The organism is Saccharicrinis aurantiacus (assembly GCF_947489045.1).
GTDB classification, from domain to species: Bacteria; Bacteroidota; Bacteroidia; order Bacteroidales; family Marinilabiliaceae; genus Saccharicrinis; species Saccharicrinis aurantiacus.
The window spans coordinates 19,817-36,356 of sequence record NZ_CANLCN010000018.1 but is presented as its reverse complement, the minus strand read 5'-3'; the positions used below and the strand labels follow the sequence as shown (position 1 = coordinate 36,356).

Below are 16,540 nucleotides of genomic sequence, written 5' to 3'. Positions count from 1 at the left end.
TTAACTACCACAACTGCATGTATTTTGTACGCTAAAATACACAAATTGTTACAAGGATTATCAACTTTACATAAAAAAAACAATCTGAAGTAAAAATATTTTTACAAACGCCTTACTATGCCCCTCCAAGGGTTAATCTACTTCATCTAAACACTAGTTTAGCTAATAAATAATTAGTATAAACAAAGTCTTAGTATATGAATTCAAACTAGATTAAACATTTCAGTTCACATCAATTAAAATGGGACATGTAGGCAATCCCAACACATTAAGTAGCAAAAGTATAATTCAAGAACTGAGAAATTATACTACGCCACATTTATCACTAAAAAAGAACTACACAAGGTTTATTCAATTATTACATAACGTTGGTTAAGCATAGCCATTATGATAACTCATATGAGCTCAGCATAATTTAATAAATTATCATTTATTAATGATACAGCCCACAGTAGTGATTCAAGTATTAATAAAAGTAAAATAATTGATCGGTAATTGAGTAAGGTTAATATTTACAATATTAACATAAAAAGCTATTAATAAACTCAAAAAGCAAGCTAAATATTTAAAGCGGTCGACAAAAGTATTAGAAATAAAAACTAAGTTAATCACCATTTCTGCAATAAAAAATATGCTAATTAAAAAGCATAAAAAAAGCCAGCAAAAAACTGGCTTTATATACTAAATTCTAATTTGTATTAATCTACATAGACTACTAAAGCAGAATAATTATTCACACCTTGTGAAGAGTGTGCCTGATATTTAATATCAATTAATCGTTCTCCAGTAATTTCTTCCTCCATAAGGAAGGCATTGATTTGCTCATCAATAGCCACATCAAAATCATCAACTCCCGTATACTGAAAATGCTTTGTTTTTGTTTTCTCCATAGTCAAAATATTTATTTCGTATTACTCTTAAATAGCTCGAGCTAATTTAGTGATAACAACGATTTATACAAATAATTATTCGAGATTAATTTACTTACTGCAACTCCATCCACTCAGTAAATTTCTTAAAAGTTTGGTAATTAGAAGACATCCATAGTAAAACGTCATCTTTATATTTACAATCGCTAATAAAGTAAGAGTAGGCATCACTATAATGGTTTCTATTTATCTTGGCAAAAAGATCTACATAAAACTCCCAATAAAATCCATAATTAACTTCGGGCGTATTTCCTAAACTTGAAAATAAATAGTTGGTATTTTCTGCAAAACGAATTAAGGTAAGGTTCTTAATACCACCCACCTCATTAATTACAGTATCTCTATTAATTTCATACTCCTTAAGCAAGTGCTCCTGCTCTGCAAAGTCGCCTAAATTAACGCCAGCTGTGTATAATTTCGACTCTCGCTGCGCCTTAACCCTAACACCTTGATTCCAAAGGTTATTTAAAAAATCATAAACACCCTCGCTTCTTTCAGAATCCTGCTCAACCAATAAGTAATAATACAATGGAAGCATAGCTTTAATACGCTCTCCTTTATCGTATTCAATATAGGCCATTAGTAAATGGCCACTTCCATAGGTGGGATTTATCTTAAACAAATTAATCAACTGTTCTTGAGCCTCTTCATACTTCTTCTCTCTGTATAAACTATTGGCTAAATGATAATACAATAAATAATTATTAGGATAGGCTTCAATGGCCTCTTTATATGTTTTTTGGGCGCGCTTTCTTCTTAATTGTTTATCCCACGAATTTCCGTGCATGATATAACATTCCTCAGCAAAATCGCTCCCCTTTTTATTGGCTATTACTTTACCACTATAAAGAGCAGCATTGGTATAATCGCCGTGGGCTAAATAAGAAAGTGCCAATTCGCACATAATTTCCTCCGACTTTTTATCGAACTTATGTGCCTGTTTAAACCATTTAACTGATTTTTCAAAATTACCCGCATCGTAGGCCTCCCTACCCTTTTTCACAATTGTTTCTAAATCGCTATTCTGAGCACTTACAAAAAACGAAAAAACACTAAATACACATATGTATATTAACCTCATACCTTTAAAATATCTTTTACCTGTGATTAAGGCGCTAAAGGAAATAATTTATTTTCACACAATAAATTATAGGAAGTTAAAATATCCTTTATTTTTGCACTTCAATCAATAAAAATTTAAACACAATATTGTTATGAGCAAATTACTTAGAGTATTCTCATTAGCCCTTTTAATGCTTTCCCCACAGCTTAGCGAGGCGTGTACTAACTTTCTGGTTACCAAAGGTGCTTCTGTAGATGGGTCAACCATTATAAGTTACGCAGCAGATTCACATGACCTTTTCGGAGAACTATATTACTGGCCCGGACAAATATGGGAAGATGATGCAATGCTTAAAATATACGAATGGGATACGGGTAAATTTTTAGGCGAAATTAAACAAGCCAAAGAAACGTATACTGTTATTGGTAATATGAACGAACACCAAGTTACCATTGCCGAAACTACTTTTGGTGGTAGAAAAGAATTATCCGATTCTACAGGAATAATGGATTATGGTAGCTTAATATATATTGCTCTGCAGCGTTCTAAATCTGCTAAAGAAGCTATAAAAGTAATGACCGATTTAGTAGAAGAATATGGTTATTACAGTTCTGGCGAATCCTTTTCTATAGGTGATAAGGATGAGCTTTGGATAATGGAAATGATAGGAAAAGGCGCTGGCAACAAAGGTGCCGTTTGGGTAGCACAACGAATTCCGGATGGAATGGTTTCAGGACATGCCAACCAAGCTCGCATCACAAATTTTCCACTTAAGGATACTGAGAACTGCCTGTATTCAAAAGATGTAATTTCATTTGCAAAAAAACAGGGTTACTTTGGAGGAAAAGATAAAGACTTCAGCTTTGCCGATGCATATGCACCTATAGATTTTGGTGCCCTTCGTTTCTGCGAAGCTCGCGTATGGGCAGGTTTCCGTATAATGAATCCTGAGATGGATAAATACGAATCCTTTATTAAAGGAGAATCTTCAGAAAGAATGCCTTTATGGATGAAACCAGCCAATAAAGTATCGTACCGTGATATACAAAATATTATGAGAGACCATTTTGAGGGGACTTCATTGGATATGTCAAAAGATACTGGTGCAGGACCATTTAAAGCACCATACCGTTTTAGACCATTGACATGGGAGGTAGACGGACAAGAGTATTTTAACGAAAGAGCCATCGCAACTCAGCAAACCGGATTTTCTTTTGTGGCACAAATGCGCAGCTGGCTACCTGATGCTATTGGCGGAATTTTATGGTTTGGTGTGGATGATGCTGCAACTACTGTATACGTACCAATGTACTGTGGTATTAATGCTATTCCTACAGAATTTGAAGTGGGTAATGGATCATTGCTTAATTTCAGTTGGGAGTCAGCCTTTTGGGTTTTCAATTGGGTATCGAACCAAGCCTACGGACGCTATAACTTAATGATTGAAGATATAGAAAAGGTACAATTGGCTTTAGAAAATAAGTTCGAAAACTTTACCTCAGCAACTGATATTGCTGCAAAATCGCTTTATGAAGTAAACCCTGATCTGGCCAAAGATTATTTAACTGAGTACTCTTTAAATCAGTCGAGCATTACAGTTAAAGAGTGGAAACACTTGGGCGAATTTTTAATGGTAAAATACCTTGATGGCAACTTGCATACTGAGGAGAATGGAGTATTCTTAAAGAACGCTCATGGAAATCCCGCTCATGCTAAATTCCCAGGTTATAGTAAAGACTATTATAAAAGAGTAGCAAAAGAAACGGGAGATCATCTTAAAATGAAGAAAATCCCAAGCGAAAAGTAATCTGTAAAAATAAACAAAGAAGGGTGAAGAATGTAGTGATAAGCGTGATGCAATGGGTATTTAATCCCCTTTTTGCTCACCAAGCACCACTACAATCTTCACCCTTTTATATTAAATCGATTCTTTAAAACAATTCAGGCACAAAAGTTTGATCACTCAACGGTGGGCGAATATAACCCACATCCTCTTTACGAACTGGCAACGTTAATTTTTCATACTCCACCTCTCCGTAAGGTATTACCGAGAGTAAGTGATTGATACAATTCAAACGTGCTTGTTTTTTCTTGTCGCCATTTACTACATACCACGGCGATTGTTTGGTATCTGTATAGCGCAACATGTTATCTTTTGCTTTACTATACTCTACCCACTTATCAATGGACGCAATATCCATAGGGCTTAGTTTCCATCGTTTCGTAGGGTCATCAATTCTATCCTGAAAGCGTTTTTCCTGAACCTCATCAGAAACCGAAAACCAATATTTAATTAACAGAATTCCTGATCGTATAAGCATGCGCTCAAATTCAGGGCAAGTTCTCATAAATTCGTCGTATTCTTCGTCATTACAAAATCCCATAACACGCTCCACTCCGGCTCTATTGTACCAACTTCTATCAAATATTACCATTTCTCCGGCAGCGGGTAAATGGGGTACATAGCGTTGAAAATACCATTGTGTTTTTTCTCTTTCAGTAGGTACTCCCAAAGCGACTACCTTACAGATTCGTGGATTAAGGCATTCTGTAATTCGCTTTATTACGCCGCCTTTACCAGCAGCATCTCTACCTTCGAAAATAACCACAACTTTTAGCTTCTCTTTCTTAATCCACTCTTGCAGTTTTACCAACTCTAGTTCTAAACGCTCTAGTTCTTGCAAATAATCTTTATTACGTAATTCTCCTTTTTTATCATCAGCCATAAACGATACTATTAAATTATTCACTCTTAATTTATTAAAAAAGAATAACTCCTCCCAATATTTACCCCTCCATGCTACTTTATTTCATAAAAGCATGCATCAAAACAAACTTAAGTTTCGATTAACTAACTGTATATAACTATCACTCCTTTGACTAATACAATAAGCCGCATTGGTAGTTCATTGAGGTAGCTCCGTAGGTTGTTCGTAGCTTCATTGGTGCACCGTTGGGAGTTTATTGGTCATCCATCGGTCTCTATAGAACCAATAAACTCCCAACAAACAAGCGATGCAGAACCAAAGATGCCCCAACCCAGACCCGAACAAACTTTAAAAAGCCCTACAAAAAGGGTCGATTTTTTAAAAATAGAGAACATTTTAGAGCATATTTTTCATTAAACAGGCTTTTTAGGGGCAAAAAACTTCGAATAACACAATTCGCTTGGATCCTAAATTTTACCAGATCACTTAAATCAGAATACGCAAACTCATAACTAACTGTAGCTATGAAATATACGCCCCGAAAATTATTACGGTAATATTACCGCAATAGTTTTTACAAAAAATAATTCCATACTTTGAAACAGCAAAAAACTAGGAGCCAAATGCTAACTTAGTTTCTGTTAATAGAAAGATATTATGACGCAGATAAAGATTCCTCAGTATTACTACTGAAGTACAAGAACTCAGGTGAGCTATTAAAAAAAAGAACATTTCCCTGAGTTTGAAAAGATTTTTAAATACTTTAGCAATTCACAAAATTAATGAATATGAATTTCGTAAGAACAAGCCTTCTTTTATTAGCCGCAATTACAATAAGCAGCTGTAATAATTCAAAAAAAAACACTAAAGAAAAACAACAAGATGTTGAGCAAAAAGCAGTAGCTAGTGAAAGTTTCAACTTAGATTATATATTTGAAGCCGCTCTAAACGGTAACCTGCAAGTGGTTAGCAATGCTTTAAATAAAGGCTTTAACCCAAATACAGTTGGCGAAGAGAAAAGAACCGCTCTAATGCTCGCTGCTTTTAATGGCCATACTGAAATTGTTAAGGCTTTAATTGAAAAAGGAGCCACTGTTGATGCCAGAGATGCTACTGATCGTACACCGTTAATGTTTGCTTGTACAGGTCCTTTTGTCCCAACAGTAAAGGTTTTACTAGAGGCCGGAGCACAAGTAAACTTAACCGACAATCATGAAGACTGGACACCGTTTATGTTTGCAGCTGGCGAAGGACAAATGGAAATATTAAAAATATTACTTGATGCGGGAGCTGATGTAAATATGCTTGATGTTGATGGAGAGTCATCATACGACTTTGCTATTTCTAAAGGACATACAGAAGTAGCAGCCTATATAAAAACATTAATGAAATAGAGTAATTTCACTCTAAAACATAAAATGCCAGACATATACATTTATTTTATGTTTGGCATTCTTGTTTCCACACATCGCATTAAATACCATAAAGTGCGCTCTTCATTATTTTTTATATTTGCAATAACAAGAAGCTTTATCATGAACCAAGATTACAAAGTTTTTTACACCTTATTTGATATTACACCTGTCGTATAGGCTATTATATGTCGTAAAATTGCTTTTTTTTGTTTTTAATAGATCAATTTAGCGGCTTAAACATACAGTAAAAAGGTAATAATAAGGGATAAACAATTATACTTCACCCCAAGGTACTACCAACCAACTAATTAAACTAAGCATAAAATAAAATCAACCTCTCGCTCCTATTTGGTTTATTTATCAACTCTCTATTTTGTGTAGCATTCTAATTTAGTAAATGCATTTTTTATTTGCTTTAATACTATCTAGATGAATAATATACACACAAAATCCCTATTGCTTATAGTAGCTCTCACTATTCTTAATAGCGCTAATTCTTTCTCTCAAGTAGTCAATATAGATGTCAATATTGATACCAAACATGAGGTTAATGGTATTGATGAATTTGATAGAGAAAAATACATTACCATACATGCCGACTTAAAAAGTTCTGATTGGGGCGGCGATAATGTAATCCCAGATGTACGAACTGAATTTCTAGAAAAGTATGATGTTTACCTAGGTCGCGAGTCTGGCGGCTTAAGTGGTGCTTTAAAAAGTCAGGTTTATGAAGACCCAAACCGACCGGGCTATCCTGATATTGAAAAAATGAAAATCTCAGGTGAGAAATACAGAAAAACTTATAATTGGAAAAAAGAAACCCAAGGCTTCGGACCACTTGAATACCGCACTAAAAACATGCTAATTGTAAATCAATTTCATCCATTTTGGTCTGATGGCAATAAAAACAAACTGGGCTGGTCCTTATCAACTGAAGATACACCAGAAGTGCCTTTTGGCACTGCAGCTGGTGAATTTGCCGCAAGCTTTGTAAAAGAGTATTTTGGTAAAGATGGAGAACCTCAGCCGAAATATATGGAAGTCATTAATGAGCCTCTATGGGATCTAATTCCTCAAAAAGATCGAGGTAACAAAGAAAAAGAAACTGCAGCCATTGAAAAATTAGCTAAGTTTCACTCTACGGTGGCTAAGGCTGTAAAGGCCGAGAATCCGAATATTAAGGTGGGCGGATTTACCTGTGCTTTTCCTTACTTTGAAATGTATGACTTTAAACGCTGGGATTATCGATGGAGGAATTTTATTGATTTAACAGGTAACGATCTCGACTTTTGGTCGTTTCATATGTACGATTTTCCCTGTAAGGTTGAGCGCGATGGTAAAGTAGTTCAGCGATGGAGAAAAGGAAGCAATATTGAAGCTACCTTAGATATGCTAGAGCAATATGGCATGATGAAGTTTGGCGAACTCAAACCGCTTATCATCACTGAATATTCGTGCCAGGCACATGAAATTAAATTCGATCCATGGACTCCCTACAGAGATTGGTTGTACGTAAAAAGTGCCAACTCAATGTTGATGACATTTATGGACCATCCGCAAAGCGTAGCCTTGGCTATTCCATTTTTTACACTAAAAAGCGAATGGGGAAGAAAAGAACACAAAAGCGGCAATCCGTATAGAAGTCGGCTATTTCGCCAACAATTTGAAGCAGAAGGCGAAGATGGTGACAAATGGGTTTATACTGATTTTGTTAAGTTTTATCAATTATGGGCCGATGTAAAAGGGAAACGCTTAGATATTAATACTGACAATCTTGATATACAAACCGACGCCTATGTAAATGGCAATAAAGTATATGTAATTGCCAATAACTTACTGCCTTCAAAAAACACACTCAATATTAATCTACAAGGTAATAAGAAAAACTCCATCGTTAGTATTAAAAAGAAACACTACCATTTAGCGAATGGTAAAGCAGGTGTTATTGATGAAGAGGTTTACGCAAAAAATAAAAGCATTGAGATTGCTGAAGAAGGCACGGTAATATTGGAATACACTTACAGAAAAGAAGTAAAGCTAAGCTACACCTCAAAAGAAGTAAAATATTATGCCAACGAATATAATAAACCCATCAAGGGTGGTATTAAAAACACATTTAACTTTGAGGGTGTTGAGACTACAAAAAATTGTAAGGCAGTATTAAGAGTCAGTATTGGTAGGGATCATGGACAAGCCTTGAAGCCTTCGATTTTTGTGAATGGAACAGAAATTAATGTGCCTAATAATTATAGAGGCGAGCCACAAACACACCGCAATAGGTTCTACGGAATGTTAGATATCCCGATAGACACTAAATTATTAAACTCAAGCAATAAGGTAGATGTGAAGTTCAATGAAGATGGCGGACATGTTGCAAGTGTTACCATGCGGGTATTTAATAAACAATAATTGATCTGTTCACAGAACCAACTTAAAAAAAAGCCATTGATGAAGAGTTAATTATAAAACAGCGGCATCTTAAAACAACTCCTTAAACAACACAATCAATCTAAATTATCAACAAATGAAAAAGTCACTACTTATAAGTATTTTAACACTAATTTCGGGTTTAGCTTTCGGGCAAGCCTTAAACATAACCGAAATAAATAGCTTCATCAATCCACAACATACCAACAATATAGGAAGTTGGGAACAAAGCGACACCCTTTTTGTAAAAGGCACATACGAAACCCCTTCTGTAGAAACTGTTAATCTTGATTTAGTCACATACGAAACCTCTTCAGGAACGTGGATAAAAGAAACCTCCTTTCTAATAACTATTGCAGATATAAACATTGGAATTAATGGCATAATTGACACCTTTTTAATAATTCCTGAGGATTATTTTATTGCACAAACCAACTACACACAGATTTTGCAAATCACTGTTAACTATTCATCTCAGGCCCGTACTTTTCAGAACTTTTTTCTCAGCATAACTGAGAAAAGGACACCCAAATCTTTTGATTTTGATGCTATTTACGGAGTAGCAAGTGGATCTGCACTAGTCAATAATATTAATCAGGCAGTTGATGCTGCTATAGAAGGTGATACCATTCTCTTTAAAAGCACAGCTTACGATTTTCAGAATAAAGGAGTCATCATTGACAAGGCAATTTGTATAAGTGGTAAGATCCCTATTGAAGTTGACTCTGAGGTCATTGGAGCAGATAATGTAAGTACCGAATTTTTGAATTTACAAAACTTCAGAATCCAATCTAACAATACAACAATAAGCAACCTAAAGCTTAAAGCAATGGCAAATGTTGCATATGCCTTCTTTAACTTATCAAACAGTAACGACGGTAGTTTTTATAATGGAATACGTATTGAAAATACCATTATTGAAGATGCGAACATTGCCCTATTTGGAGGTAACGGAGCTGGTTTTATTGCACACAATGTATCATTCATTAATTTTAGGCAAGGTGGATATTATACCAATAGAAAAATCAAGATAGATGCTGCCCCTAAATTTGTGATGAAAAAGTGTCATTTTTTACCCGATTTTGATGCCATGAACTTTAACGTACGTGCAATATCGCTGGATGCTGGCAATACAGAATATCCGGTGGTATGGAACCAAAGTGAATCGATTATAGATAGCTGCTTAGTGGATGGAACAGGTTTTGGTATCGGTTCAAAAACATCGCACGTAAAAGTTACAAATTGTCATTTTTTAGGTTATAGAGGCGATGTGGATATGATACACATTGAAGAGTTTGGTAGCCATGTATTAATTGATGGAAATATATTTGAACATATAAGTCCGGCAAGAGGGATAAATATTGATCGTGAAATTCAGGTATCCCACGATATTACCATCACTAATAATAAATGGATTGGGGCCTATAGTTGGGTAATTTCTGCCAACTCACCTTATAATATTCTGATGGAAAATAATGACTTTTCAGAAGCCAAGGCAAACAACTCAAATGATATCACATTTGACTTTACCTACGACCATGGAGAAGAACTTACTAGAACTAAATACGATCTTCCTTCTACGAATATAATCTTCAGAAACAACACAGGCCTTAATAGCACTGACCATGGATATTTTGCTTATAAAAAAGCAGAAGGAGATATTAGTAACCAAATTGATTATCCCACAAATAAAACACATGTAACTGACTTGCCTGAACTACCCAAAGAAATAATAGACTGCTCAAAACAATATCGCATAAAGAATAAAGAAACAGGAGAATATTTATGCGCTACTCAAGGAGATTCTAATTTAACGTTTACCACTGAAGAACTATCTGACAATACAGAAGTTTGGGAATTCACTTTTGAATATCCATATTATTACTACATAAAGAATGTAGGCACCAATACCTTTATGGAAGTGTATAGAGGTTATACAATGGGTGATTACAATAACGGAACAGCAGAACAACTAATAGTTGAACATAGTGATTGGTTCAATGATAAAACACAAAAACCTCGCTGGTATTTGCGCGACCACAGTGCCTCAAACATAGATATGTTTGAAATTCTTCCGGGAGGTAACGAACGTAAATCACGTGTTGTACAAATTGATCAAAACTTAGAGCTTGAATATGCATTAGAGGATAATAAGTATGTTCTGGATCCTGAAGATGATTGCACGTGGATTCTTGAAGACATTGATGATCCAAACTCTTCGGTAGATGAACTCAAAAACGATTTAAAAGCCCTTGCGTATCCAATCCCTGCAACTAGTAATGTAACCTTTAAGCTAAATGCACCTTCTTATCATCCTATATCAATTAACATCTATAACCTAAAGGGACAAAAAATAGAGACCCTTCCGATGGACGTAGGAAGTCAAATTATTTCTTTAAATATTAAAAACTATTTATCAGGGATTTACATTGCACAAATACAAACTCAACAAGGACAAAGCAATATTCGATTTGTTGTTAGCAAGTAAGCTTAATATTACAAAAAGGAAGACTGATACGAAATAGATTTGAGAGGGCCATGGCTACTGTAATGCAGCTATGGCTCAAATTAACACTAGTAAGCATAGGTCAGATATTATTAGTTACCAACGAATGCCTTATTTTACAAGATTAAAGATACTTAAGTGTTTTATCAAACAACCGAAACACTCTAATCTTCTATATCAAAACCCAAGTTTCCAGCCATATTTCTATAGTGTTCTGCTTCTTCTTTTTCTCCCATTTTTTCGCACACTTGCGACAGGTAATAATAGGATTCAGCATGATCTTCTTTGTAATTAATGGCCTTTTTTAAGTCATTATAAGCTCCATTATAATTACGCGATAAAATACGGGTTCTACCTCTGTTATAATAAACTTTAAAGGTTCGTGGTTTTAATTTACGAGCTAAAGAATAATCGGCTTCCGCACCATCATAATCCTTTAACTCCACTTTTATTCCTGCGCGCTTAAAAATGGCATCAAAAAATTCAGGATTGAGCAAAATAGCCTTATTTAAATTAGCGATGGCCGCGGTTTTATCTCCTGCTTTTACAATACACTCATTGGCCATTAAAAAATACTCACGAGCAAACTCTGCTAGTTGTTTATTGCGTTTACGCTCTCTTTTTTCCAGCGTTGCAATCTTTGTTTTTAATTTACGAATTACCCCTAACTGAAGACCTATAAAACGCACTACTGAAGGATTCTTTAGGTCGTTCCGCTTTGTAATAGCAGCAGCAAATTGTTCTACACTAAAGCGAAAGTTGTATTTCTTAAAAGCTTTCAGGGCACTTTTATATAAATCATCGGCTTGAGCCGAGTCTAAACTCTCTTTAATCTGTAATTTATTATTTGACTTGCGAGAAAAATCAACACACTCTCTACGCACAATAACATCGCGTGGCGAGATATTTGATTTCATAACTATGCCATCCAATGAGCGACAACGACTTAGTGCCACATAAAGCTGACCGCCAGCAAATGCTCCTCCTGAGAAATCAATCATCACCTTATCAAAGGTTAAACCCTGACTTTTATGAACCGTAATAGCCCATGCTAACTTCAAGGGATATTGCATATACGAACCTAATTCCTCTTCTATAATTCTATTGTTCTTTTCGTCGTATTTATATCTCACATTTCGCCAAACCTCTTTCTCAACAAGGTAGGTTTGATCATTCTCTAGGCGCACTGAAATGCCTTCTTCGCTAATCTCATCAATCCTACCTAGGCTACCATTATACCACCTACGATCACGCCCTTCATTATGTATGTCGTTTTTAATAAACATCACTTGGGCATTTTCTTTAAGTACTAAGGTGCGAGGTGTTGGCAATGCTGATTCCGGGAACTCACCCGTTACGGTACCTTCAAACAATAATTCTTCCTCTTGTAATTCGGCTAACTTATTTTCATTGATATAATCAACCGTATTTCTGCGAGTGGCCAAGGTGATGAATAGCTCATCTACCGGAACCTTAAAGTTAGGATTATACCTTCCGTTTATGGTAGCCACATCTGCCTGCCTCACTTGATTTACCCTAACTCGATCTAATAAATTTACAAACTCGGGATTATTTTGACGGTACACTTTCTTTAGTTCAATCTGCACCATAGGCAAATTACGAAATACACGAGCTGAGAAAAAGAAAGGTGTTTGATAAAACCTACGCAATATATTCCACTCGTCGCGAGGCACAACTGGTTCAAGCTGAAAAACATCACCAACCATTAAAAGTTGCTTACCCCCAAATGGAACTTGCTTGTTGCCCGAATATATACGAAGAACCCGATCTATAAAATCAAGGATATCAACACGTAACATAGATACCTCATCTATTATTAAGAGTTCAAGTTCTTTGATTAATTTTTGATGGGCTTTTCTATATTTTAAAAAGTCGTAGATACGACCATCCTTTGTACTTAAATCAGGGTCATCAGGTAAAATGGGTCTGAATGGAATCTTAAAAAAAGAGTGAATAGTTTGACCTCCCGCATTAATAGCAGCAATACCTGTAGGCGCAAGTACCACTGTGCGTTTATTAGTAATGCTACAAATGTATTTTAAAAAGGTAGACTTACCTGTACCAGCCTTACCCGTTAAAAAAACAGACCTATTGGTATATTGCACTAATTTTAGTGCATCCTGAAACTCGGCATTATCAGTATCAATGTTCTCAAGCCAACTACTCATATATTATTACTACTCCTCCTCTTCAATGGGAACATCTTTTTTAGCTCCGTATCGTTTGATTACATTGTATGCTTTGTACAAGCCTAATTCACCCGCTTTACTTAAATCTAGCGTACCTCCATCGTCATCCTTAAGGAATATTTTTGTTAATCCTCTATTGAAATATGCTTCTGCAAAAAACGGGTTTATTTCTAAGGCCTTATCAAAACTTTTAAGAGCACCTTCATAATCTTTTCTGATGCATTTTAATATTCCCAAATTATAATAGGCAAATTCAAATTGCGGTGCCTTTTCTATAACCACTAATAAATCACGCTCTATTAAATCGTAATCAATTGTTTGTTGTGTTACTTGTGGTGTATTGCTTACGCCAGGTTTAGATAGACTATTACCAAGTAAATTATCGGGCATATCATCTTCATTAAACGACTGCATTACCTCAACCATCTTAAATCGAGTATAAGCTCTATTGAAATATGGGAAATGACCTACTTCAGCATTATTCTTAATTATATTATTATAATCTGCTAAAGCACTACTGTAGTTCAACACCACACCGTATAGAATACCTCTGATAAACTTCAGACTATATGGGTCATTATTTGTTTTAATTTCAGCAGTAATATCTTCTATAGTCTTGAAATATTCAAGTGATTTCTCCCCGTCTGTTTCCACTTCTCTATTAGAGAATATTAAAGGACGTCCGAACTTTTTACGCATATTAAACTGAGTAACCTCAGGCTTAAAGTAACGTGTTCTGTTAACTAATGAATCCACAGAGAAGAAAGTTAAACCAAACATAGGCTCCATATCTATTACGATATTTCTATTTTGGATTTTTCCTCTGATGTTATCAACCTCATCCGACTCAGCCTCATCTAAACCAAAGTCATCTAGCACGGCAATTTTATCGTAGTTATTAATATCTTCATCCTTCTCACTTCTGGTTTTCTTAGGTTTAGCTTTTCCCTTTTTAGGTTCATCACCCTCTTTATCGGCTTTATTTCGCTTATCAATTTCAAGCTTTGCCGCCATATTATAATCTTTCTGCGCTAAATCATTCTTACCAAGTTTTTGGTAAGCCTGACTGCGTGCCATGTAGGCATTTGCATAATCAGGATAAGCATCAATAATTAGGCTTAAATCAGAAGCTGCTTCATTCAACTCGCCTACTTGCAAGTATAGTAACGACCTATTAAACAAGGTTAATAAATCGTTTGGATTAATAGCTAACACTCTCGAGAAGTCATCAATAGCATTATTAATATCACCAATTTCAACACGCAAAATTCCTCTGTTACTATATCCCATTGGATTGCGAGGCTCTAACTCTACAAAACGATTAAAATCTTCCAACGTTCCTCTTAAGTTATCTGTTTGATAACGAATAGCACCACGTAACATGTAATACATGGCTTGCTTATAGTCAAGATTAATTGCTTCGTTTATTCGCTCTAAAGCCAAGTCAAAGTTATTTAGCTCATAATAAATTGCTGCACTAAATTTATGGGCATCTGCCACCAATGGATTCACCAATATGGCTTCTTCCATATCATTAATGGCTCCTAATGTATCTTTTTGATTTAAACGGCTTATTGAACGATTTATATAAGCTCCGTATTGTGTGTTATCACGATTAATTACATCGGTAAAATCACTCTCACCATCGGCATAACGCTTCATGGTCATATTAACTAAACCTCGATTAAAATAGATACCTATGGAGTTTGGATCAATTTCTAAGCCCTTTTTGTAATCGGCTAATGCCTCTTTATAATCACCTAATCGATTATTTATATCTCCTCTGAACCTAAAAAACTCTGAGTGAAAAGGATTGATATCAATCGCTTCGGTCATATCTAATTTGGCGCCATTAAAATCATCTAACGAGTATTTGGCATAAGCTCTAAAATAATATGGATCTGCTAAATAGGGCTTTACGCGAATTACTTTATTAAAATAGGAAATAGCAAGAACATAGTCTTCGTAAGAAAGGGCACTTCTACCCATAATTAATACTCGATCAGTATTAATTTGAGAAAATATATTTAAACTAAAATACACTGCCATAAACAGTGTAAGAATAACTTTACGCATATAAACTAGGTTTCTAATATTACGTCAAAGATAATATTAATTTAATGGCTTTAAAGTTTAAAATAAAAGTTGTGCACAGGGCATAAACAATACAATATACAGCCTGTAATCATTATTTTACTCCTTTAACCAATACAAGAAGAACAACCCAAATTTGACGAAATAGTTTTAGTTTTCTTTCAGATTAACAAATACAAAATGTTCAGGATTTATCTCAGTTTCGCCATTCCATTTATAAGCAGCCAAGGTTCCCTTAGATGCAATACAGGCATCGATACAGCAAATATTTTTGGTTGCAATCATATTCTCTTTACCCATACAGTAATGACCTATAAATAATAAGGGCCTTGAGTTATCGTAAACCTCAAATGGAAATAATAATTGCTTCGGTACTGTATAGTCAGGTAATTTAAACTTGTTACCATAACTCAACTCATAAAAAGTTTTATCAGCTGGCTCTTCCCAATATTTAATCCTAAAATTAGTCCGTCTAATATTATTTGAATCCTTTATTACTAGGTCTGCGGGTAATTTCATTTCCAACCCTTTACTAACTCCATTTACAGCTGCGGTAAACGGATGATCAGGATCAGACAATAAACCGAGCATCGTTTTAGACAACTTCCCTCCTTTTCGGTGATCATCTATCAATTGAAGATATTCTGAATTCCAATAGGCGTGCACCACTCTAAACTTAACAAAGTCGAGGTAGAAAGGTAGCTTTCGTAACCAACGCAAATACTCTTTCAATGCATTTGGCTCTCCCTTAAATTCATTTTTGATAGCTTCAAGGTATTTCCTACCCGATTCACTTGGCTTTTTAAAGGGCTTCCCTGTTTCAGGATTCTTAGTAAGATAAAGTATCAAGTTAAGTTCATGATTTCCCAATACAGCATGAGCAAATCCTCCTTCAACCATTCCTTTCACAATAGACAGAACCCCTCGCGAGCTTGGACCACGATCAACAAAATCGCCAACAAATACTGCCTTTCTATAATCGTGCTGCCAAACACCATATATTTTATGATAGCCTAATTTTAATAATAGTTCTTCTAATTCGTTAGCGTAACCGTGGATATCTCCAATAACATCATAGAAGCATTTTTCCTTAATTATCCTTTTATAATCAGTTTTTTCCAATTTAGCTGTCAATAAAATTAAACATCATACGGTGGCAAAAATATAAAAACTTTCAAATACACTGTG

The 16,540-nt window shown here is 35.1% G+C and carries 10 protein-coding genes; 4 read left to right on the top strand and 6 right to left on the bottom strand.

The features are described from left to right. Positions 1-698 precede the first annotated feature (698 nt). Both QMO11_RS17490 and QMO11_RS17485 read right to left on the bottom strand, forming a co-directional pair. Positions 699-890 carry a sporulation protein Cse60 gene (locus QMO11_RS17490; protein ID WP_282038800.1) on the bottom strand — a complete coding sequence of 64 codons (192 nt, stop codon included), beginning with the start codon at positions 888-890 and terminating at the stop codon, positions 699-701. Positions 891-984: 94 nt separating this feature from the next. Further along, on the bottom strand, positions 985-2,010 hold the full coding sequence (locus QMO11_RS17485; protein WP_282038797.1) for a tetratricopeptide repeat protein: 1,026 nt from the start codon (positions 2,008-2,010) through the stop codon (positions 985-987). Positions 2,011-2,143: 133 nt separating this feature from the next. On the opposite strand from QMO11_RS17485, the gene QMO11_RS17480 reads away from it, so the two are divergent. Continuing rightward, positions 2,144-3,799, top strand: coding sequence for a dipeptidase (locus tag QMO11_RS17480; RefSeq protein WP_282038795.1), 1,656 nt, complete (start codon positions 2,144-2,146; stop codon positions 3,797-3,799). A 124-nt stretch (positions 3,800-3,923) separates the two neighbouring features. On the opposite strand, the gene ppk2 is transcribed toward QMO11_RS17480, so the two are convergent. Further along, the gene (gene ppk2, locus QMO11_RS17475; RefSeq protein ID WP_282038794.1) at positions 3,924-4,742 is read right to left on the bottom strand and encodes a polyphosphate kinase 2; all 819 of its coding nucleotides are present in this window, start codon (positions 4,740-4,742) and stop codon (positions 3,924-3,926) included. 746 nt (positions 4,743-5,488) lie between these two features. On the opposite strand from ppk2, the gene QMO11_RS17470 reads away from it, so the two are divergent. The 3 genes from QMO11_RS17470 (at position 5,489) to QMO11_RS17460 (ending at position 11,030) form a co-directional block, all read left to right on the top strand. After that, positions 5,489-6,094 carry an ankyrin repeat domain-containing protein gene (locus QMO11_RS17470; protein WP_282038792.1) on the top strand — a complete coding sequence of 202 codons (606 nt, stop codon included), beginning with the start codon at positions 5,489-5,491 and terminating at the stop codon, positions 6,092-6,094. Positions 6,095-6,544: 450 nt separating this feature from the next. After that, positions 6,545-8,524: a hypothetical protein gene (locus QMO11_RS17465; RefSeq protein ID WP_282038790.1), complete on the top strand. Its 1,980-nt coding sequence runs from the start codon at positions 6,545-6,547 to the stop codon at positions 8,522-8,524. A 115-nt stretch (positions 8,525-8,639) separates the two neighbouring features. Continuing rightward, positions 8,640-11,030 carry a T9SS type A sorting domain-containing protein gene (locus tag QMO11_RS17460; protein ID WP_282038789.1) on the top strand — a complete coding sequence of 797 codons (2,391 nt, stop codon included), beginning with the start codon at positions 8,640-8,642 and terminating at the stop codon, positions 11,028-11,030. 182 nt (positions 11,031-11,212) lie between these two features. On the opposite strand, the gene QMO11_RS17455 is transcribed toward QMO11_RS17460, so the two are convergent. From QMO11_RS17455 to QMO11_RS17445, 3 genes are all read right to left on the bottom strand, one after another. Beyond that, the gene (locus QMO11_RS17455) at positions 11,213-13,237 is read right to left on the bottom strand and encodes an AAA family ATPase (RefSeq protein WP_282038786.1); all 2,025 of its coding nucleotides are present in this window, start codon (positions 13,235-13,237) and stop codon (positions 11,213-11,215) included. Positions 13,238-13,246: 9 nt separating this feature from the next. Then, the gene (locus tag QMO11_RS17450; protein WP_068473653.1) at positions 13,247-15,334 is read right to left on the bottom strand and encodes a tetratricopeptide repeat protein; all 2,088 of its coding nucleotides are present in this window, start codon (positions 15,332-15,334) and stop codon (positions 13,247-13,249) included. Positions 15,335-15,502: 168 nt separating this feature from the next. After that, positions 15,503-16,474, bottom strand: a complete 972-nt coding sequence (locus QMO11_RS17445; RefSeq protein WP_245820791.1) for a metallophosphoesterase — start codon at positions 16,472-16,474, stop codon at positions 15,503-15,505. Positions 16,475-16,540: the final 66 nt, after the last annotated feature.